We start from the raw sequence: 20784 nt of genomic DNA on the forward strand, positions 1-20784 counted from the left end.
GCGATAATGGCAAAGATCAAAATCAAGCAGACCGGTTCGCCGATCCGCCGCCCCGCTGTTCAGCGCAAGACGCTGCAGGGTCTGGGCCTCGACAAAATGCATAAGGTGGTCGAACTTGAAGACACCGCCGAAGTGCGCGGCATGATCCGCTCTGTGCGGCACATGGTTGAAGTCATCGGCTAAAATACAATCCTCTCCCGCTTGTGGGGGAGGTGCGCGAAACAAAGCGAAAGCGAGTGCAAGACATGAAACTTAACGACATCCGTGACAATGAAGGCGCACGTCATCGCAAGATGCGCGTAGGCCGCGGTATCGGTTCGGGCAAAGGCAAGACCTCTGGCCGCGGCCAAAAGGGTCAGAAGAGCCGTTCGGGCGTAGCCGTAAAGGGCTTTGAAGGCGGTCAGATGCCCCTTCACATGCGTATTCCGAAGCGTGGCTTCAACAACATCTTTGCCAAGGACTATGCCGAAGTGAATCTGGGCATGATCCAGAAGTTCATCGACGCGAAGAAGCTCGACGCCAAGGCTGTCATTGATCAGGCCGCGCTGCGCGCTGCTGGACTGTCGCGTGGTGGCAAGGATGGCGTCCGCATCCTCGCCAAGGGCACGCTGACTGCAAAGGTCAACCTGTCGGTGGCCGGTGCATCAAAGGCTGCTGTTGAAGCTGTCGAAAAGGCTGGCGGCAAGGTCGAAATCTTGACCGTGAAGCCTGCGGCCGAAAAAGCTGCCGAAAAGAAGGGCAGCGCCAAGAAGGCCAAGTGATTAAAGAGGCATAGTCCTCTTGTGCAACAGACCCCGCGTCCCGATATTGGCCTTGGCTGATATGGGCTGCGGGGTTTGGTGTTTCCGGGCCACGGAAACATCGACATGTGAATTCGGGGTAGATTGCTCCCGCCGCAACGGCTAGCGCAGCAATCGGGAATCAAGGGAAAGTAATTTCATGGCATCGCGAGCCGACAAAATGGCATCCGGCGTAAATTTTTCGAATTTCGGAAAAGCCACCGATCTGAAGAGCCGGATATGGTTCACCATCGGCGCGCTCATCGTATTTCGTCTTTTGAGCTTCGTTCCGTTGCCGGGTGTCGACCCGGTCGCGCAGGCAGCGCTTTATGCGAATAACGCAGCGGGCGGTGTCCTTGATATCTTCAACACTTTCTCGGGCGGTTCGCTGGAGCGCATGAGTTTGATTGCGCTTGGTGTGATGCCCTATATTACCGCGTCCATCGTCGTACAACTGGCAGCTTCGCTGTCACCGACGCTCGCCGCGATCAAAAAAGAAGGCGAAAGCGGCCGTAAAAAGCTGAACCAATATACCCGCTATGGCACGGTGCTTTTGACCGCTGTGCAGGGCTTTTTCCTGGCTTCCGGGCTTGAATCGCTTGCTGCCGCCAACGGAATTCGGGCGGTTGTTGAACCCGGCCTGATGTTCCGCGTGGTCGCCACCATCAGTCTTGTCGGCGGCACGCTGTTCCTGATGTGGCTGGGCGAACAGATTACCAGCCGTGGCATCGGCAACGGTATTTCGCTCATCATCATGGCCGGTATCGTTGCGCAGATGCCGCGTCTGGTTGCCAACCTGCTTGAAGGCGGTCGCACCGGCTCGATCAGCGGCGTCATCGTCGTTGGCTTCATCGCGATGTTCGTGGGCCTGACGCTGCTCATTTGCTTCGTCGAAAGGGCGCAGCGACGGGTGCTTGTCCAATATCCAAAACGTGCGACGCAGCGCGGCATGATGCAAGCGGATCGCAGCCACTTGCCGCTGAAGCTAAACACCGCTGGCGTTATCCCGCCAATCTTTGCTTCTTCGCTTCTGCTGCTGCCGACGACGATCGTCCAACTTGGGGGCGCACCTGTCGGTGACAATGCAGCTGGCGATTACGTGCAGCAATTGCTGCAATGGTTGCAGCATGGGCAGCCGATTTATCTGCTGCTATACGGCCTAGGCATTGTGTTCTTCTGCTTCTTCTACACGGCGGTTGTCTTCAACCCCGAAGAAACGGCCGAGAATCTGAAAAAGGCCGGCGGCTTCATTCCGGGCATCCGACCCGGCAAGAATACGCAGGACTACCTTGATTATGTGCTGACGCGCATCACCGTGCTGGGTGCGGCTTATTTGACATTGGTCTGTCTCCTCCCCGATTTCATGATGGGGCAAACGGGGCAGCAGCAGTTCTTCGTTCTTGGCGGCACCAGCTTGCTGATTCTGGTCAATGTGACGGTCGATACGATCGCGCAGATCCAGGGTCATCTGATGGCGCACCAATATGGTGATCTGCTGAAGAAAGCGAAATTGAAGGGCAATCGCGGACGCTGATCCGGTTGGCCGCCGAATAAAGGGGCAGGGGTAAAGTGAGCAAGACGCTGAACATCATTCTTCTCGGCCCTCCTGGTGCCGGCAAGGGAACGCAAGCTGGTAATCTTGTCGACAGTCGCGGCATGGTTCAGTTGTCCACCGGCGACATGTTGCGTGCAGCGGTGAAGGCAGGCACCCCTATCGGCCTTCAAGCCAAAGCTGTGATGGATGCGGGCGAACTGGTATCCGACGAAATCGTATCCGGCATTATTGGTGAGGCGCTTGATCAACTGTCTGCGGACACGGGCGTCATTTTTGACGGTTATCCCCGTACCGATGCGCAGGCACATGCGCTCGATTCAATACTCGATGAACGCGGCCGCACTTTGCATCATGTCATCGAACTGGTGGTCGACGAAGATGCGCTGGTCGAACGGATTGTCGGCCGCTTCACTTGCGCCAATTGCGGTGAGGGCTATCACGACACGTTCAAAACGCCCGCCAAGGATGGCGTCTGCGACAAATGCGGATCGACCGAATTCAAACGCCGTCCGGATGACAATGAAGAAACAGTCCGCACCCGCATGGCCGAATATCGCGCCAAGACTGAACCGATTTTGCCTATCTATGAAGCCCGTGGTGTGGTCAGCAAAGTCGACGGCATGGCTGATATCGATGAAGTCACCAAGGCCATCGACGATATTCTCGACTGAGTTGGCCTAGCCCTGCAATCGTCGTTGCCGAGAGCATATCCTCGCGGCTAATAAGGCGCATGATAAAAACCATTGCATCGGCCATCACAATGATGGCGCTATTCGCGACCCCTGCCGCGGCAGAGGTCAAAACCATGACCGAGCAAGGCTTTTCTACACTTCATGCCGCCGATGTGCTCGCAAAGCCGGAAGATGTCTGGAAGCGTTTGCTTGCACCCAAGGATTGGTGGAATCCCTCACATAGCTGGTCAGGCAGCACTGAAGGTTTCTACATCGATCCGCAGGCTGGCGGCTGCTTTTGCGAATTGTTCCAGGAAAAGGACAAGGACGGCAAGATCGTCACCAAAGGTAGTGTCGAACATATGCGCGTCATCTTTGCCCAACCGGCCAAAGTGCTTCGCATGCGGGGAAGTCTTGGGCCTTTGCAGGCAGAGGCAGTGACAGGGACTTTGACCGTCGCAATGGAGCCGTTGAAAAGCGGGGCAGGGACGCGGGTCAGCTTTTCCTATGTTGTTGGCGGCTATATGCGCTTCAAAACCGCAGATATCGGACCCGCCGTTGACGCCGTGCTGCGCGAACAGTTTGACCGGATGATCAAGCCGCTTGGCAAGGTCGTCGGAAATGAGTCGGGTGATGCACCGGATACGGACAAGAAGAAGGAAGCGAAGCCGGATGTTGAGCCACCCGTGAAAACTGAAACTGAGAGTTTGGAAAAGCGCACGGGGCTCGACGAAGTGGTCGAAGCGATCGAGCCTGAACCCAAAGTTGGAAAGCCGGAAGCAGTCGAACCAGACACGGGTGAAACCGCCGAGCAGCCTGAATAGGCTGTGATGTCCGGCAGGGCCAAGTCCGTGCAACGACGGTCTAAATCCGGTTCGCGAACCAAGGCCGAAATCGGCTGGTGCGAACTTGTCGATCTGCCGGGGCTCGGCCTCTCCGCGATTCATGCCAAAATGGATACAGGAGCTGCTACATCATCTATTCACGCCACCCGGATAAGGCCTTTCGAACGTGACGGCATCGATTGGGTAGAATTCTGGTTCCGCCCCTTTCCCGGCGAAAAAGCCCGTCGTTTCGAAGCCCCTTTGGTGGACCGGCGTCAGGTGCGCAGTTCGAACGGCGAAAGGCAGCATCGCTTTGTCATCGAAACGCAAATCTGTTTGGGTAAGTTGTGCTGGAAATCTGAGCTGACACTGGCGAACCGCCGGTCAATGGCCTTTCCCATCCTGATCGGACGGCGGGCCTTGCGCCGGGGGCTGATGCTGGTGAACAGCGGTCGCAAATGGGTGCTGGGAAAACCCGCACCATCGGAGGAAAAATGAAAATCGCCATGCTCGCGCGGAATGCCGGGCTTTATTCGCACCAACGCCTTGCTGAAGCAGCACGCGCGCGGGGGCATGAAATTGACATATTGAACACGTTGCGAGTGACGATGAACATCACCTCGCACCGACCCGAAGCCTATTATCAGGGTGAGAAGATCAAGCGCTATGACGCGGTCATTCCGCGCATCGGGGCGTCAGTGACCTTTTACGGGCTGGCCGTGCTGCGCCAGTTTGAGATGATGAAAATCTGGTCGCTGAACGAAAGTGTCGCAATCGGCCGGTCGCGTGACAAGCTGCGCAGTCTGCAGATACTGGCGCGCAAGGGGCTCGGGCTGCCGGTCACAGCCTTCGCCCACGATCCGCGCCAGACGGGTGAGGTGATCCAGATGGTCGGCGGCGCACCGGTGGTGATCAAGCTGCTTGAGGGCACGCAGGGCATCGGCGTCGTGTTGGCTGAAACCGAAAACAGCGCGCGCTCGGTGATCGAGGCTTTTCGCGGCGCCAATGTGAACATCCTGGTGCAGGAGTTTATCAAGGAAGCCAATGGCACCGATATCCGTGCCTTTGTTATCGGTAACAAGGTGGTTGCGGCGATGGAGCGGCAGGGTGCGGATGACGATTTCCGGTCGAATCTCCATCGCGGCGGAACGGCTAATGCGATCAAGATAACGCCGGAAGAGCGCTCGACCGCCGTTCGCGCTGCCCGTGCGATGGGCCTGAACGTTGCGGGCGTCGATATGTTGCGCTCCAATCACGGGCCGGTCATCATGGAGGTGAACAGTTCGCCGGGCTTGGAAGGCATCGAGAAAGCGACCAATAAGGATATCGCGACCAGGATCATCGAGTTTATCGAAGAAAATGCGGTTGCGGGGAAGACGGCAACCAAGGGTAAGGGATAAGCGCCAAAGCACGGAAAGCTGCGGCTTGACACTGCGCCCGACTCACCTTAAAGACGCTTCATCCGACACACTGGTAAAACCAGCAGCGCCTTGTTGCGCCCGCTGGTTTTTTCTGCGTTGTCGGCCCATTCACCACGCTATGAGATAGGGTGAGGTCCCCGCGGCCAGCCCTGTGGAGCAGGAGTAAAAGTAAAGTGGCACGTATTGCCGGGGTCAACCTCCCCACAAACAAGCGCGTTATCATTGCGCTGACTTACATCCATGGCATCGGACGCACCAAAGCGGTCGAAATTGCCAACAAGCTGGAAATCGATCACACCCGCCGGGTACAGGATCTTTCGGATGCCGAAGTCCTGAAAATCCGCGAAACGATCGATGCCGACTATACGGTCGAAGGCGACCTTCGCCGCAATACCGCGATGAACATCAAGCGTTTGATGGACCTCGCCTGCTATCGCGGCCTCCGTCACCGTAAGGGCCTTCCTGTTCGCGGACAGCGTACGCACACCAATGCGCGCACCCGCAAGGGCAAGGCCAAGCCGATCGCCGGCAAGAAGAAGTAAGACGGGCCTTCCAGGCTCTTCGTCTTCATTCCAGATTTTGTAGACAGGATAACGCATCATGGCACGCGAACCTCAGCGCCTCCGCAGGCGGGAACGCAAAAACATTTCGGCTGGCGTCGCGCACGTCAACGCCAGTTTCAACAACACGATGATCACGATCACCGATGCCCAGGGCAACGCGATCAGCTGGTCATCGGCAGGCACGATGGGCTTCAAAGGCAGCCGTAAGTCGACACCTTATGCGGCACAGGTTGCTGCAGAAGACGCCGGCAAGAAGGCAGCGGAACATGGCGTCCGCACGCTTGAAGTCGAAGTGAAGGGTCCGGGCTCGGGCCGTGAGAGCGCCTTGCGCGCCTTGCAGGCCGTCGGCTTCACCATCACTTCGATCCGCGACGTGACTCCGATCCCGCACAATGGCGTGCGTCCGTCGAAGCGTCGCCGCGTCTGAAGCCGTTTCAAAGGGGCGAGCCATCCGGCTCGCATCCTTAATTTTCAAGGCGGTTCGGTAAGGTGCACCAATGAACCGATCCCGCCCAACCTAGGGGAAATCCATGTCCGTCAACATGAAGAACTGGCAGGAACTGAAAAAGCCCATGGGCCTCGAAGTGAAGCCTGCTGGCGACGCACGTCGCAAGGCAACCTTCGTCGCCGAACCGCTCGAGCGTGGTTTTGGCCTGACGCTCGGCAACGCGCTGCGTCGCGTGCTCTTGTCATCGCTGCAGGGCGCAGCGATCACCTCGATCAAGATCGAAAATGTCCTTCACGAATTCTCATCGCTTGCCGGTGTGCGTGAAGACGTCACCGACATCGTTCTGAACATCAAACAGGTTGCCCTGAAGATGGAAGGCGAAGGTCCGAAGCGCATGCAGCTTTCGGCTACTGGCCCTGCGACCGTCAAGGCAGGCGACATCGCTGTGACCGGTGACATTCAGGTGATGAACCCTGAACTGATCATCTGTCACCTCGACGATGGTGCGACGCTGAACATGGAAATCACCGCCGACACCGGTAAGGGTTATGTTCCCGCAGTTGCCAACCGTCCGGCAGATGCGCCCATCGGTCTTATCCCGGTCGACTCGCTCTACTCACCGGTTCGCCAAGTCGCTTACAAGGTTGACAATGCACGTATCGGCCAGGAACTGGACTTCGATAAGCTGAACCTGACCGTTGAAACCGATGGCACGGTCACCCCGGAAGATGCCGTTGCTTACGCTGCACGCATCCTTCAGGACCAGTTGCAGGTATTCGTCCACTTTGAAGAGTCGATGGCTGCTTCGTCGCCGATGATCGGTCTTGCTGCGGCACCGGCCTCAAGCGAGGAATCGGACGCCAACCAGCTCAACCGCTACCTTCTCAAGAAGGTTGACGAGTTGGAGCTGTCGGTCCGTTCGGCCAACTGCCTAAAGAACGACAACATCATCTATATCGGCGACCTCGTTCAAAAGAGCGAAGCCGAGATGCTGCGTACGCCGAACTTCGGCCGCAAGTCGCTCAACGAAATCAAGGAAGTCCTCAGCTCGATGGGCCTGCGCCTCGGCATGGACATCCCCGGCTGGCCGCCTGAAAATATCGAAGAAATGGCCAAAAAGCTCGAACAAGAGCTGCTGGGCTAAACCGAATAGCCCTCTCCCCTTCCGGGGGAGAGGACAGTCAGGCTTGCGAACTTGTTCGCTAGCCGAACTTGGAGAGGGGCCCCTCTCCGCTGCGACTAAGGCCTGCTTGCGCAGGCCAAGTCTCACAGCTCTCCCCTGAAGGAGAGAGAAAAGAATGGGCAACCGGCAGCGGCCCTGATTGCTGCCTGGACTGGGGTACCTTGCACGGCCCCCTTACGAACGAAGGACAAAATCATGCGCCATAAAATGGGCCAACGTAAATTGAACCGCACCGGCAGTCATCGTATCGCGATGCTGCGCAATATGGCGGCTTCGCTGATCAAGCACGAACAGATCACCACCGGCGTTGCAAAGGCGAAGGAACTTCGCCCCTATGTCGAAAAGCTGATCACGCTTGCCAAGAAGGGCGGCCTTTCCAACCGTCGTCTGGCGCAGAGCCGCTTGATGGACGACGCCCAGCTCGCCAAGCTGTTCGACGTGCTTGCTACGCGCTATGCCGACCGCAACGGCGGTTATACCCGCATCATCAAGGCTGGTTACCGTGCGTCGGACGCATCGCCGATGGCAATCATCGAACTGGTCGATCGCGACACCAGCGCCAAGGGCCAGGATTCGGGCCCGGTTGACGTAGATATGGATGAAGCGGCCTAAGCCATTCGTTTATACGGATTTCAAAAAGGCGGTGCCCCGAAGGGTGCCGCCTTTTTCATGTGCGCCATAGAGCGCGATAAAGACCTGCAGGCTGCACCGGATCGTCGGCATCAGTGACACAAAAGAATTCGATGCCATCTTCAACGCGCTTCGCAACAATGCCCTCAATCTTGACCGAAGGCTCGACAAATTCCACCGCAATGACATTCAGTTCGTGGTCGAGCAAAACGACGCCTGCACCGGCCAACGCGCCGTCGGCATAGCTGTTGTCGGTTGCCTCAGCGACTGCTGACAACAAGAAGCAGCCATCCTCCAGCTGACACGCATCGGTCGCCGTAAGCGGTACACCCTGAATATCTGGAAAATCCAGTTCGCGCGCTAGACGCACCTTTGCGGCGCTTCCGGAAAGCGTCGCCACCACGGACGTTTCGATCACCTGCGTTGCAGGCGCAGCCATATTACCCCGGTTGAACAGCAACAATCGATCGCCATCTATCACGCCGCCTTCAAGATTAACCTCCGGAACCAGCATTGAGATCGCTGCAATAAGTGGCGTCAGATCCAGCAGGATCGTGGGTGACGGCTTGTAGACGTCCACTATGACGCCGCGCATCCGCCGCTCGGTCGACCCTGAACCGAGCGCCAGCAGGCGATTACCATCGAGCGCGAGCAGTATTTCAAAATCGGGCTTGGCCTTTTTACGCGCCTTGGCATCGTGCGGGAGCGCGTCGGGAAGCAGACCGATCAGTCGCCCAGCGTCGCTGCCGTTAAAGGTTGCGAGGTGGACATCGTCATCCGCGACGACGAAGATTCTGTTGCCGAACCGAACCATCCCGCTTGCTGCCGAAAGAAAGCTACGACCGGAAGCTAACGGCGCTTCGACGTTCAAGGGGCGGATGAAATCCAGCTTCATGATTGCGGCATAGCGCTTTGCTTGCCATTGCCCAAATGCGGATTGCGCTAAACGTCGCCCGGCCCTACCTCTTATATTATAATGTTTTCAGAGAGGAATATATCCGCATGCGTTGTGCGCTTTTGCTTACTGTTGCTACCATCAGTCTGACCGGGCCGGTTTTTGCCGTAGATGAGAAGCAGTCGACGGCTGATCAATCGATCGCGGCCAATGCTCCTCCCGCCCTGATGATCTCCGAAGAAGAAGCCAAAGAAATGCTGAGAAAAGACGCGAAAGCCGGAGCTTTAATGCTGTTTGCGGGCGGAAAAAATGCGCTCGCCTATCCTGAAACGCGAAAAGTCGATCTGGTCGAGGAGCAATTTGGGGTAAAGGTTGCCGACCCCTATCGTTGGCTGGAAGATGATGTTCGCAATAGCAAGGCGGTCGCGGATTGGGTTGCTGCGCAGAAGGCTGTGGCTGACCCCTATCTTGATAGTCTTCCTGGCAAGCAGGCACTCGCGGCGCGTATGAAGGCGCTTTTCGATTATGAACGTTTCAGCCTTCCGCAGAAGGCCGGTGGAAATTATTTCTTCACCAAGATTGATGGGCTGCAGAACCAATCGCCTCTTTACGTACGCAAGGGCCTGAAGGGTAAGGACCGCGTCCTGATCGACCCCAATACTTGGTCGAAGGACGGGGCGACCGCGCTTGACCAATATGAGCCTTCGCCCAATGGCAAATTGCTAGCCTACTCGATCCAGGATGGCGGTTCTGACTGGCGCTCCATCAAGGTGATTGACGTAAAAACCGGCCAAACTTTGGCTGACGAAGTTAAATGGGCGAAATTCACCAATATTGCTTGGGTCGGCAATGAAGGCTTTTTGTATTCGCGCTTCGCTGAACCCCAAAAAGGGCAGGAATTTCAAGCGCTGAACGAGAACCAGACACTTTATTTCCACAAGATCGGAACGCCGCAAAGCGAAGACAAACCTGTCTATGCAACACCAGACCGACCCAAGCTTGGTCACAGCGCACAGGTAACACATGATAATCGCTGGGTCGTTATTACCTCAGCACAGGGCACGGATGACAAATATGAGATCAGCCTGATCCCGCTGGCGAGCAAGAAGGGCAAACTTTTGCCGCTCGACAAGTGGAAGCCGCAGACGCTGATTGCCGGCCTTGAGCATGACTGGCAGCTGATCGAAGGCATGGGCGATCAGCTCTGGTTTATCACCAACAAGGGCGCTCCCAAACTGAAGGTCGTCAAGGTTGACCTTTCAGGTGCTGATCCGGTCTTTTCCGACATTATTGCTGAGCGGAGCGAGCCTTTGGCACGCGCGCAGATTGTCGGCAGCCGCTTGGTGCTGTCCTATCTGAAGGACGCGGCATCGCTTGCCGAGATGGTCAGCTTGGATGGCAAACCACTGCAACGCATTCAGCTCAATTCGATCGGAACGGCCTCAGGATTTTCCGGTAAACCGGGTGATCCGGAAACATTCTATGCTTTTTCAAGCTTTAACCAGCCAGGCGAAATCTATCTCTTCGACTCTACAACCGGGAAGAGCAGCGTTTTCGCGCAACCGAAACTGAGTTTTGACCCAGCGTCGATCAGCATAGAACAGCGTTTCTATGCATCCAAGGATGGCACCAAAGTGCCGATGTTCGTCGTGCGCAAAAAGGATATCGACCTTTCGAAAGGCACGCCGACGCTGCTTTACGCCTATGGCGGGTTTAACCTGCCCCAGCTGCCAAGTTTCAGCGCAACGCGTATGGCGTGGATCCAGTCGGGCGGCGTATTCGTCCTCGCCAATATTCGTGGGGGCAGTGAATATGGCAAGGCTTGGCATGACGCGGGGCGGTTGCTGAACAAGCAGAATGTCTTCGATGATTTCATCGCGGCGGGCGAATATCTCATCAAGGAAGGCATCACGACCAAAGACAAGCTCGCGATTGAGGGCAGGTCCAATGGTGGCTTGTTGATCGGGGCCGTGGTCAATCAGCGGCCAGATTTGTTTGCTGCGGGTCATGCGGCGGTCGGCGTGATGGATATGTTGCGCTTCGACCGCTTTACCGCCGGGCGCTATTGGGTCGATGACTATGGCTATCCCAATAAGGAAGCCGACTTCCAAAACCTGTTGGGCTATTCGCCCTATCACAATATCGAATCCGGCTATCAATATCCTGCTATGATAGTTTCCACCGCCGATACTGATGATCGCGTGGTTCCAGGGCATAGCTTCAAATATACGGCTGCGCTGCAGGCAGCCGACACGGGTCCTAAACCCAAGATCATCCGCATCGAAACCCGTGCGGGACATGGCTCGGGTAAGCCGACCGACAAGCTGATCGAGGAATATTCAGAGATCTATGGCTTCCTCGCCAAATGGACAGGATTGGAGTTGGAGAATGACGCAGCAAAATGAATGGCACCCCCGTCCCGCCAGCTGGTGGGAACGGGTCATGGTTCCGAAGCTCATCGGCTGCGCCTGTGCCCAGCCGCAGATTATGAAGGCGCGCAGCCGGATTGTCCCGCAGTCGGAAGGCGATGTGCTGGAGCTCGGCTGCGGCGGCGGAATCAACATGGCCTTTTACGATCCAGCGCGGATCAAAAGCTATTCAGGTGTCGACCCTTCGGCAGGCCTGCTCGATCGTTCGCGCGAGGCGGCGCAAGTGATCGGGATGGAGGCTGATATTCGTGGCGGCGTAGGGGAGGCGATCCCCTTTGCCAGCGAAAGTTTCGACACTGTGCTGTGTACCTTCACACTCTGCTCGGTCGATGAGCAGAAGCAGGTCTTGGCCGAAATGCGCAGGGTACTGCGACCGGGCGGCAAGGTGCTGTTCCTGGAACATGGCAGCGCGCCGGATGAGGATGTGCGCAAATGGCAACGCCGCATCGAGCCGATCTGGAAACGTATCGGCGGCAATTGCCACCTGACGCGCCCAATCACCAGCGCCTATGAAGCTGCAGGCTTCAAGGTATCCGGCGGTGATAAAGGCTATATGCCCAAATCCCCCCGCCCGTTCAGCTGGATCGAATGGGGCGAAGCACGTCTTGCTTAACCCTTATTTACCGCCTTCGCGCTAGCATAGCCGCGCTATGCTGATGGCGCGTATGGATCAAAAATTGACGGCGGCAGATTGCCCGAGGGATATTCAGACGTTCGCGCCTGACATTTCTCTTCGGCCGCGTGTGCAGATTGTCTGCAATCCTGAAGCGGGTGGCTATTCGGCAAAACGGCTGGCACTACTGGGCGACGCTTATGCCCGGCATGGCTTCGATGTCATTGTCTCCGAAAGCTCTCCAATATCTCCGTTTGTTGCGGCGGAGGGTGTCGACCGGATATGCATATCAGGCGGTGACGGAACAGTGCGACACGTGTTGGAAAATGCTGAACTACGCACAGCGGGTGTTGCCGTCGACATTTACCCGACCGGCACGATCAACCTGCTCGCCCGCGAATGGAAGGATGCCACGCAGCCTGGTGCATTCGTGCGGGTAATGGTGCAGCGGTGTCCGCGAAAATTATATCCGGTCCGCCTCAATGACACCTCGTTTCTGGCCTGCGCAAGTGTAGGGCCCGACGCGCGTGCGGTTGCCAGTTTGTCACCAGCACTCAAACGGCGGATTGGCCGGTTAGCCTATGCCGTGTCGATGGCGAGGCAGTTCGTCAATTGGCAGCGCCCGCAGCTGCGCGTCGTCGTCGATGGCGAGCCGATGGACTGTGAGGCGGTGTATTTAGCCAAAGGGCATTATTACGCCGGACCGTGGAGCTTTGCGCCAGAGGCGCGTCTCGATAATCCGGATCTGTATATTGTCACTTTGCGTCGCGCTCGCCGCCGGGACTTCGCGGTGTTCTTGCTGGCCATGCTGGTGGGGCGGGTTGGAAATCTGGACAATGTGCGGACGATCAAAGGCCGTGATGTCAAGATTGACTCTGTTGGGGCACTCCCGCTTCAAGCCGATGGCGACATAGCCTGTATGACACCGGCACGACTGGTTGTTGCAGACGAGCCAGTCCTAATCTGAAAAACTGTTCATAAAAAATGCCATTTACATGAACATCTGCTGACAAGTCGATTCAGCAACGCAACAGGACGAATCACCTATTCCGTCTCCTGTCAGCGGGAATCATCTCGCCGACGCCAAGGAGACGAATGATGACCATATTGACCAAGAGCCTGCTCAGCGCCGGTGCCGCAGCTGCGGCCCTGGTCAGCGTTGCCGCCCCTGCACAGGCGCGTCACGACGATGACCGGATCAGCACCGGCGAAGTGATCGCAGGTGCCGTAATTCTGGGCGGACTTGCCGCTGTAATTGCATCCAGCGATGACCGCAATGATCGCGACTATCGCTATGACCGTGCGGGTTATGATGAGGGTGATTATCGCCGTGGCGGATATGATCGCGACTATGGCAATCGCTATGGCGGCGGGCGTGCGGCGGTCAACCAGTGCGTCAACGCGGTCGAGCGTTGGGCCAGCCGGTACAGCCGTTCGGACGTGACAGAGATCCGGAACATCGAACGCACCCGCAATGGCTATCGCGTGACAGGCAAGCTGGTTGTGCAGGATGGCTGGCGCGGTAACAATCGTGGCTATGACCAAGATCGCTATGGCCGCAACGGATATGAAGGACGCGGCTATGGTTACAACCGTGGTTATGACAAGGGCCGGTTTACCTGCTTTGTCGAACGCGGACGGGTGGTCGACATCGACTATCGCGGCCTCGATCAGTGGCGCTAATCCGAGACACCAGCAATTGATATGAATTTGCAGGGCGGTTCAGCTTGGCGACAGGCTGAACCGTCCATTTCCCAATAATCAGGGGTGATACCCCTCCTGTACAGGAGGAATTTATGAAGAATTTTGGCAAGGCAGCCCTCGCTACCGGATTGACTGCGATGGTAGCGACAACGCCGCTGCCCGCTATGGCGGCCTATGAAAGCAAACAAGCGGTGACGGCGCGACATGAGGCGTCCGTTTTTGATGACGCGTCTGACTATCACCGCCGTCGCTGGCGCAACCGTCGACTGGATGTCGATGCGGGTGATGTCATCCTCGGCATCGGCCTGATCGCAGCAATTGCTGCCGTCGCCGATTCCGCGGACAAGAATCGTCGTAGCGAACCTCGTCGTGAGGAAGAGCCGCGCTATCGGGACTATGATCGCGAACCGGCGCCTTCCTATAGCGGCGGCAGTGACGTCGGCAGCGCGGTCAGCGCCTGCACTGACGCGGCTGAACGGGCAGCAAATGGCCGGGTTGATGAAATCGGTTCGGTCACACGCGATGGCGCAAGCTGGCGCGTCGTTGGCGAAATCGGCAACGACGATTTCACCTGCACCGTCACCGATGGGCGTGTCGACGATATCCGGATCGGCGACCGCGAGATTTAACTGAAAGTGATTAATTGAAGGGGCCGTGCAAGCAAATTTGCGCGGCCCTTTTCTATTCAGAACACCGGATCATTGGCACCGTTGTCGTCATCACCTATTGGGGTAACGGCAGTGTGGATGCCGCATTCGGTCTTGTCCCAGCCCTTCCAGCGGCCCGAACGAGGATCTTCGCCGGGTGCGACCTTGGTGGTGCAGGGGGAGCAGCCTATTGAAGGGTAACCGAGTTCAACGAGCGGGTGAGCCGGGAGATTATGATCCGCCATGTAAGCGTCGAGCCGTTCCTTGTTCCAGTCGGCAAGCGGATTGACCTTTAATCGGCCTTCCTCAATTTCGAAGCGCGGCAGCGCGCTGCGGGTTGAGGACTGGAACGCCTTGCGCCCGGTAAACTGCGCATCAAAGCCAGCCAGTGCCTGCTTCAGCGGCAACACCTTGCGGATTTCGCAGCAACCATCGGGGTCGTAGGACCAGCGCAGACCATTGCCATCTTTTTGGCTGAGCAGATCGGCATCGGGTTTCAGGTCGCGCAAATCCTTTAGGCCCAACTGTGCCCGTAATTCTTCTTTGTAGGTTATAGTCTCGGGGAAATGCTTTCCGGTATCTAGAAACAACACCGGTACCGTCGGATCAATGCTGGCAATCAAATGCAGCAATATTGCGCTTTCCGCGCCAAAGCTGGAGACGATGGCTACATCGCCCAACATATTCTCTTTCAGCAGAACTTCCAGCATCTCGACGGTATCGCGCCCGCGAAACATATGGTTCAGGCGGATTGCATCGGTCTCGCTGTAGCGAGGCGCGGCATCGATACGGTCGGGCGTACGGAGTTTCTGCTCAGCCATGACGTAACTTCCATACTGGAACTGCCGCATCAGCAGCACCCTGATAGACATGATCATAACGCGCCAAAGCCGCTTCGACGTCGGCCTGATTCAGCGGTGCTTCGGGCGAGAAACTGTCAAAGCCGCAGCGCTTCATGAACGCAATCTGGTCAACCAGCACGTCGCCTTGCGCGCGCAGTTCGCCGACATAGCCCGCCTCGCGCAGGATGCGGGCAGAGGAATAGCCACGCCCATCACGATATTTCGGGAAGGCGATCTCGATCAGCGCAAGCCGGTCGAGATGCGGGATCAGCGCGCGTGCATCGTCGTCGGGTTCCAGCCGCACCGCCGTGGCGTTGGACTGATCGAGGAAAGCGTCAAGGGTGACGGCGGGTTCTTCGCCCTCGGCTGCATGATGCTCAACCATAGATAGCCTCCTTGAACGGTTCCATGCCTACGCGGCGATAGGTATCGACGAAGCGTTCGCCGGGCTCGCGCAGTTCCTTATATTTTTCGGTCGCCCGCTCGACGGCATCGACAATGCCATCCTCGTCAAAACCGGGGCCGGTAATCTTGCCGATCGACACGTCTTCCGCGCCTGAACCGCCCAAAGTCAGCTGGTAATTTTCGACGCCTTTGCGGTCGACACCAAGGATGCCGATATGGCCGGCATGGTGGTGGCCACAGGCGTTGATGCAGCCCGAAATCTTGAGCTTCAATTCGCCCAGATCGCGCTGGCGTTCCGGATCCGCAAAGCGCGTCGCAATCTTCTGCGCGATCGGGATCGATCGGGCATTGGCAAGGCTGCAATAATCGAGGCCGGGGCAGGCGATGATATCGCTGATCAGGTCGAGATTGGCATTGGCCAGATCTGCCGCATTCAGCGCCTGCCACACGGCATATAGATCGCGCTTGGCGACATGCGGCAGCACGATGTTCTGCGCATGGGTGACGCGCAGTTCATCAAAGCTGTATTTCTCCGCCAGGTCAGCCATCACGTCGATCTGCGCCGAGGAGGCGTCGCCTGGAATGCCACCAATCGGCTTCAGGCTGATATTGACGATGGCATAGCCAGCCTGCTTGTGCGGCTTGACATTCTGGTCGAGCCAGACCGCGAAATTGGGATCGCTGCGGTCGATATCTTCGCTGAGGCCAGCTTCGAACGCTGGCGGTGCGAAATAGGCGGCGATGCGCTCCAGCTCTGCTGCGGGCGGATCGATGCCCAGCGTTTTCACATGCGCGAATTCTTCTTCAACCTGACGGCGATATTCATCGGCGCCGATTTCGTGGACGAGGATCTTGATGCGCGCCTTGTAGATATTATCGCGGCGGCCAAAACGGTTGTAGACGCGCAGGCAGGCCTCTGAATAGCTGAGGAAATCCTCGATCGGCACATAATCCTTGATCAAAGGCGCGATCATCGGGGTGCGGCCCATCCCGCCGCCGACATAGAATGCCGCGCCCAGCTTGCCGTCGCGATTGACCAACTGGATGCCGATATCGTGCAGGCGCATTGCGGCGCGATCTTCGTCGGCTGCAATGACGGCAATTTTGAACTTGCGCGGCAGATAGCTGAATTCGGGGTGGAATGTGCTCCACTGGCGCAGCAGCTCGGCCCAGGGGCGCGGATCGGCGACTTCGTCAGCAGCAGCGCCTGCATATTGATCCGAACTGATGTTGCGGATGCAGTTGCCGCTGGTCTGGATCGCATGCATCTCGACCGTCGCCAGTTCAGCCAGCAGATCAGCGCATTCTTCCAGCTTGATCCAGTTATACTGGATATTCTGGCGCGTGGTGAAATGGCCGTAATCGCGGTCATATTTGCGGGCGATATGCGCGAGCATCCGCATCTGGCGGCTGTCGAGCGTACCATAAGGGATCGCAACGCGCAGCATATAGGCGTGCAGTTGCAGATAGAGACCGTTCATCAGGCGCAAGGGCTTGAACTGGTCCTCGGTGATTTCACCGGCAAGGCGACGCTTCACCTGATCGCGAAACTCCTCGACGCGCGCGTCGACGATTGCCTGGTCGTAATTGTCATATTTATACATATCAAATCACCCAATCGCCGGCTGATGGATCGGCAGGTTTCAAAGTAAGGTCGGGGCGCACCGTAGGGCCGAGCGCGCGCACGCGGTCCTTGATATGAGCAGGGCGCGGGCCTTCGGGGGTCGGGATGGCCTCGATGATGTAAGGTGCATTCACACGGCGCGCGCCTTCTTCGGCATGCAAAATGGCATCGCCGCTTTCGCCCACATCAACGGCATCCTCGACATGGATCGACCAGCCGTTGCCGGTCCACCAGGTCACCGCGCCCGAGGCGAGATCATTTCCGGTCAACAATTTCACGCAAGATACTCCGCTTCACGGGCAAGGGCAGCCAGCCGGTCTTCGGCATTGGACATCAGCACCACATCGCCCACAATGATGATGGCGGGCGAACGCACTGCTTCGCGTGCGATCATACCGCCAAGGTCGGTCAGGATAGTGCGGAGCGCGCGGCCGTCTTTACGGCCCACACGCTCCAGCACCGCGACGGGCGTGTCGGGGGAAAGCCCGTCGGCAATTAATTTCTCGCAAATATCGTCGGCAGTCGCGACGCCCATATAGATGACGAGCGTCCGGCCCTTGCCAGCGAGGCCCGCCCAATTCTGGTCGGTCAGCCCCTTGCATTGCCCGGCCACGAAGGTGACCGCGCTCGATGCATCGCGGTGGGTGAGGGGCAGCAGTGCCTGCGCGCCGCCCGCAACCGCGGCGGAAATGCCGGGAATGACTTCGACCGGAACGCCAGCCTCACGGCAAGCATCAACCTCTTCACCGCCACGCCCAAAGATAAACGGATCGCCGCCTTTCAGGCGAACGACGGCGTAACCAGCCAATGCTTCACGCACGAGAATGGCATTGATGCCGTCTTGCGGGACCGAATGGCGGCTGCGCTGCTTGGCGACCGAAATCAGCCGTGCATCAGCGCGAGTCAGCGCGAGGATGGCATCATCGACCAAGCCGTCATGTACGACGACATCGGCATTGGCGATTAGACGCGCGGCCTTTACCGTGAGCAAATCGGGGTCGCCCGGGCCTGCACCGACCAGATAGACTGTAGCTTTTTCCATGCTGCCAAGATGCGCCTTGGGCAGCCAAAGGCCAAATCAGGATATATTGGCGGGGGGATAGGGCGGCTTTATCGCCCCATCGCCAACCCGTTTTGGCTGCCTTCAGTCAGTCTTGACCTTCTTCTTGGGCTTTTTCGGTTTCCCAGCCTTCGGTGCCGCAGGCGTCACTTCAAACACCGGCTGGTTGTCCTTGATATGGACCGCCACTTCGCCGCCATTGACCAACTTGCCGAACAGCAGTTCGTCGGCCAGCGGCTGCTTGATCTTCTCCTGGATCACGCGGCCCATCGGGCGGGCGCCATAGAGCTTGTCATAACCGCGTTCGGTCAGCCAAGCGCGCGCCTCGTCGTCGAGCTTGATATGGACATTCTGGTCTGCGAGTTGGAGTTCAAGTTGCAGGATGAACTTGTCGACCACCATCGCGACAACTTCTGGCGGCAAATAGCCGAAGGGCACCGTGGCATCGAGGCGGTTGCGGAATTCGGGAGCGAACATCGCCTTGACCGCTTCCTCGCCCGCATCTTCCTTGCTGATATTGGTGCCGAATCCGATGCCTTCCTTGGCCATATCGCTGGCCCCGGCATTGGTCGTCATGATCAGGATGACATTGCGGAAATCGACCGTCTTGCCGTGATGGTCGGTCAGGCGGCCATTATCCATCACCTGCAGCAGGATGTTGAACAGATCCGGATGCGCCTTTTCGATTTCGTCGAGCAGCAGCACGCAATGCGGGTTCTGGTCGACGGCATCGGTCAAAAGCCCACCTTGGTCGAAACCGACATATCCCGGAGGCGCACCGATCAGGCGCGAAACGCTGTGCCGTTCCATATATTCGGACATATCGAAACGCTTCAGCGGAATGCCCATGATGCTCGCCAACTGGCGCGCCACTTCGGTCTTGCCGACGCCGGTGGGGCCCGAAAACAGATAGTTGCCGATCGGCTTGTCAGGATCGCGCAGGCCAGCACGGCTGAGTTTGATGGCCGAGGACAGCACCTCGATCGCCTTGTCCTGCCCGAAGACCACACGTTTCAGATCGGCTTCGAGATTACCGAGCGCGGCGCGATCATCGGTCGAGACATTTTTGGGCGGGATGCGGGCGATGGTGGCGATTACAGCCTCGATTTCCTTGGGCGTAATCAGCTTGCGGCGCTTCGACGGCGGCACCAGCATCTGCATCGCGCCAACCTCGTCGATCACGTCTATGGCCTTATCGGGCAGTTTGCGGTCGTTGATGTAGCGTGCCGACAGTTCAACAGCCGCCTTCAAGGCATCGGGGGTATATTTCACCTTGTGGTGATCCTCAAACGCACTGCGCAGCCCGGCGAGAATCTTGATTGTATCGTCAATGGTCGGCTCGTTGACGTCGATCTTCTGGAAACGACGCAGTAGTGCGCGATCCTTTTCGAAGTGGTTGCGGAATTCCTTGTACGTCGTTGAACCAATGCAGCGAATGGTTCCACCCGACAAAGCGGGTTTGAGCAGGTTCGAGGCATCCATTGCACCGCCGCTGGTCGCACCGGCACCAATCACGGTGTGGATTTCGTCGATGAACAGGATCGCATCGGGCAGCTTTTCCAGCTCCGAAACCACCGCTTTCAACCGCTCTTCAAAATCGCCGCGATAACGGGTACCTGCAAGCAGCGCGCCCATATCGAGCGAGTAGATGACCGCAGGCAGCAGCACTTCGGGCACCTGCTTTTCGACGATGCGGCGAGCAAGGCCTTCTGCGATCGCTGTTTTGCCGACGCCGGGTTCACCCACATAAAGCGGGTTGTTCTTTGAACGGCGGCACAGAATCTGCACCGTGCGGTCAACTTCTTCGCTGCGACCGATCAGCGGATCGATGCGGCCCTGTTTGGCTTTCTCGTTGAGGTTGACCGTGAATTGCTCAAGCGCTGTTTCCTTGCCGCCCTTCTTGTCCTTGGCATCGGGCGCAGCCTCTTCCTTGCGTTCCTCACTGCCTTCGACTGGGCGCTGCTCGATCAGCTTGCCGTCCTTGCCGATACCGTGGCTGATGTAGCTCACTGCGTCGAGGCGGCTCATATCCTGCTGTTGCAGGAAATAGACGGCATAGCTTTCGCGTTCGGAAAACAGCGCGACCAGCACATTGGCGCCGGTGACGACATCCTTGCCCGAGCTTTGAACGTGCAAGATGGCACGCTGCACCACCCGTTGAAACCCGCTAGTGGGCGAGGGGTCGACATTGCCTCCGACCTTCAAGCTTTCGAGCTCATTGTCGAGATACTGGATCACGGTGTCGCTGAGTTCGCCCAGATCGACGCCGCAGGCCTGCATTACCTTGGACGCATCCGGGTCTTCGATCAGCGCCAGCAGCAGATGCTCCAGCGTTGCATATTCATGCGCACGCTCCGCCGCGTTTTTCAACGCGTTGTGCAGCGTGGCTTCAAGCGATTCAGCAAAACTGGGCATTCAGATACACTCCGTGGCAGAGCCCCGACCGCCGGTTGCCCCGCTTCATCAATGTCGCCCTTTTAACGGCGCATTT

General features: G+C 57.7%; 23 protein-coding genes. 16 read left to right on the forward strand and 7 right to left on the reverse strand.

What is annotated here, in order from left to right; all coding sequences use genetic code 11:
- The first annotated feature begins 6 nt into the window (after positions 1–6).
- The 11 genes from rpmD (at position 7) to rplQ (ending at position 8056) form a co-directional block, all read left to right on the forward strand.
- Positions 7–183: a 50S ribosomal protein L30 gene (rpmD, locus tag DXH95_RS01620; protein WP_115547722.1), complete on the forward strand. Its 177-nt coding sequence runs from the start codon at positions 7–9 to the stop codon at positions 181–183.
- Between the two features lie 62 nt (positions 184–245).
- Positions 246–761, forward strand: coding sequence for a 50S ribosomal protein L15 (gene rplO / locus DXH95_RS01625; RefSeq protein WP_115547723.1), 516 nt, complete (start codon positions 246–248; stop codon positions 759–761).
- Between the two features lie 178 nt (positions 762–939).
- Positions 940–2313, forward strand: a complete 1374-nt coding sequence (gene secY, locus DXH95_RS01630; protein WP_115547724.1) for a preprotein translocase subunit SecY — start codon at positions 940–942, stop codon at positions 2311–2313.
- A gap of 47 nt (positions 2314–2360) precedes the next feature.
- Entirely contained in the window at positions 2361–3005 is a 645-nt protein-coding gene (locus DXH95_RS01635) for an adenylate kinase (protein WP_115549338.1), read from the forward strand.
- Between the two features lie 59 nt (positions 3006–3064).
- A complete protein-coding gene (locus tag DXH95_RS01640; protein ID WP_115547725.1) occupies positions 3065–3829 on the forward strand; it encodes a hypothetical protein in 765 nt (254 codons plus the stop codon).
- Positions 3830–3856: 27 nt separating this feature from the next.
- Positions 3857–4327 (forward strand): ATP-dependent zinc protease family protein, encoded by a 471-nt coding sequence (locus DXH95_RS01645; protein WP_239016508.1) that lies wholly within the window; start codon positions 3857–3859, stop codon positions 4325–4327.
- Positions 4324–5229, forward strand: a complete 906-nt coding sequence (gene rimK, locus DXH95_RS01650) for a 30S ribosomal protein S6--L-glutamate ligase (RefSeq protein WP_115547727.1) — start codon at positions 4324–4326, stop codon at positions 5227–5229. Before DXH95_RS01645 ends, rimK begins: the two co-directional genes overlap by 4 nt.
- Positions 5230–5423: 194 nt before the next feature.
- On the forward strand, positions 5424–5792 hold the full coding sequence (gene rpsM / locus DXH95_RS01655) for a 30S ribosomal protein S13 (protein WP_115547728.1): 369 nt from the start codon (positions 5424–5426) through the stop codon (positions 5790–5792).
- A 58-nt stretch (positions 5793–5850) separates the two neighbouring features.
- A complete protein-coding gene (rpsK, locus tag DXH95_RS01660) occupies positions 5851–6240 on the forward strand; it encodes a 30S ribosomal protein S11 (RefSeq protein ID WP_115547729.1) in 390 nt (129 codons plus the stop codon).
- Between the two features lie 103 nt (positions 6241–6343).
- A complete protein-coding gene (locus DXH95_RS01665) occupies positions 6344–7405 on the forward strand; it encodes a DNA-directed RNA polymerase subunit alpha (protein ID WP_115547730.1) in 1062 nt (353 codons plus the stop codon).
- A 234-nt stretch (positions 7406–7639) separates the two neighbouring features.
- Positions 7640–8056 carry a 50S ribosomal protein L17 gene (rplQ, locus tag DXH95_RS01670; protein ID WP_115547731.1) on the forward strand — a complete coding sequence of 139 codons (417 nt, stop codon included), beginning with the start codon at positions 7640–7642 and terminating at the stop codon, positions 8054–8056.
- 55 nt (positions 8057–8111) lie between these two features.
- On the opposite strand, the gene DXH95_RS01675 is transcribed toward rplQ, so the two are convergent.
- Positions 8112–8969, reverse strand: a complete 858-nt coding sequence (locus DXH95_RS01675) for a DUF6929 family protein (protein WP_115547732.1) — start codon at positions 8967–8969, stop codon at positions 8112–8114.
- Positions 8970–9256: 287 nt separating this feature from the next.
- On the opposite strand from DXH95_RS01675, the gene DXH95_RS01680 reads away from it, so the two are divergent.
- From DXH95_RS01680 to DXH95_RS01700, 5 genes are all read left to right on the forward strand, one after another.
- Positions 9257–11374, forward strand: coding sequence for a prolyl oligopeptidase family serine peptidase (locus tag DXH95_RS01680; protein WP_239016610.1), 2118 nt, complete (start codon positions 9257–9259; stop codon positions 11372–11374).
- Positions 11358–12011 (forward strand): class I SAM-dependent methyltransferase, encoded by a 654-nt coding sequence (locus tag DXH95_RS01685; RefSeq protein WP_115547733.1) that lies wholly within the window; start codon positions 11358–11360, stop codon positions 12009–12011. Before DXH95_RS01680 ends, DXH95_RS01685 begins: the two co-directional genes overlap by 17 nt.
- A gap of 43 nt (positions 12012–12054) precedes the next feature.
- On the forward strand, positions 12055–12978 hold the full coding sequence (locus DXH95_RS01690) for a diacylglycerol/lipid kinase family protein (protein WP_181883533.1): 924 nt from the start codon (positions 12055–12057) through the stop codon (positions 12976–12978).
- A 128-nt stretch (positions 12979–13106) separates the two neighbouring features.
- Positions 13107–13694, forward strand: a complete 588-nt coding sequence (locus DXH95_RS01695) for a hypothetical protein (RefSeq protein WP_239016509.1) — start codon at positions 13107–13109, stop codon at positions 13692–13694.
- Positions 13695–13807: 113 nt separating this feature from the next.
- Positions 13808–14344 (forward strand): hypothetical protein, encoded by a 537-nt coding sequence (locus DXH95_RS01700; protein ID WP_115547735.1) that lies wholly within the window; start codon positions 13808–13810, stop codon positions 14342–14344.
- A 56-nt stretch (positions 14345–14400) separates the two neighbouring features.
- Here DXH95_RS01700 and DXH95_RS01705 read toward each other — a convergent pair whose 3' ends face one another.
- The 6 genes from DXH95_RS01705 to clpA form a co-directional block, all read right to left on the reverse strand.
- The gene (locus DXH95_RS01705; RefSeq protein ID WP_115547736.1) at positions 14401–15183 is read right to left on the reverse strand and encodes a phosphoadenylyl-sulfate reductase; all 783 of its coding nucleotides are present in this window, start codon (positions 15181–15183) and stop codon (positions 14401–14403) included.
- Complete coding sequence (locus DXH95_RS01710) at positions 15176–15589, reverse strand: DUF934 domain-containing protein (RefSeq protein ID WP_115547737.1); 414 nt, start codon at positions 15587–15589, stop codon at positions 15176–15178. The genes DXH95_RS01705 and DXH95_RS01710 overlap by 8 nt, the downstream gene beginning before the upstream one ends.
- Entirely contained in the window at positions 15582–17213 is a 1632-nt protein-coding gene (locus DXH95_RS01715) for a nitrite/sulfite reductase (RefSeq protein WP_115547738.1), read from the reverse strand. Before DXH95_RS01715 ends, DXH95_RS01710 begins: the two co-directional genes overlap by 8 nt.
- Before the next feature lies 1 nt (position 17214).
- On the reverse strand, positions 17215–17511 hold the full coding sequence (locus DXH95_RS01720) for a DUF2849 domain-containing protein (RefSeq protein ID WP_115547739.1): 297 nt from the start codon (positions 17509–17511) through the stop codon (positions 17215–17217).
- Positions 17508–18275, reverse strand: a complete 768-nt coding sequence (gene cobA, locus DXH95_RS01725) for a uroporphyrinogen-III C-methyltransferase (protein WP_115547740.1) — start codon at positions 18273–18275, stop codon at positions 17508–17510. The genes DXH95_RS01720 and cobA overlap by 4 nt, the downstream gene beginning before the upstream one ends.
- A gap of 102 nt (positions 18276–18377) precedes the next feature.
- Positions 18378–20708: an ATP-dependent Clp protease ATP-binding subunit ClpA gene (gene clpA / locus DXH95_RS01730; RefSeq protein WP_115547741.1), complete on the reverse strand. Its 2331-nt coding sequence runs from the start codon at positions 20706–20708 to the stop codon at positions 18378–18380.
- Between the last annotated feature and the right edge of the window lie 76 nt (positions 20709–20784).

Origin of the sequence: Sphingorhabdus pulchriflava (assembly GCF_003367235.1) — a bacterium.
In the GTDB taxonomy this organism is placed as follows: domain Bacteria; phylum Pseudomonadota; class Alphaproteobacteria; order Sphingomonadales; family Sphingomonadaceae; genus Sphingorhabdus_B; species Sphingorhabdus_B pulchriflava.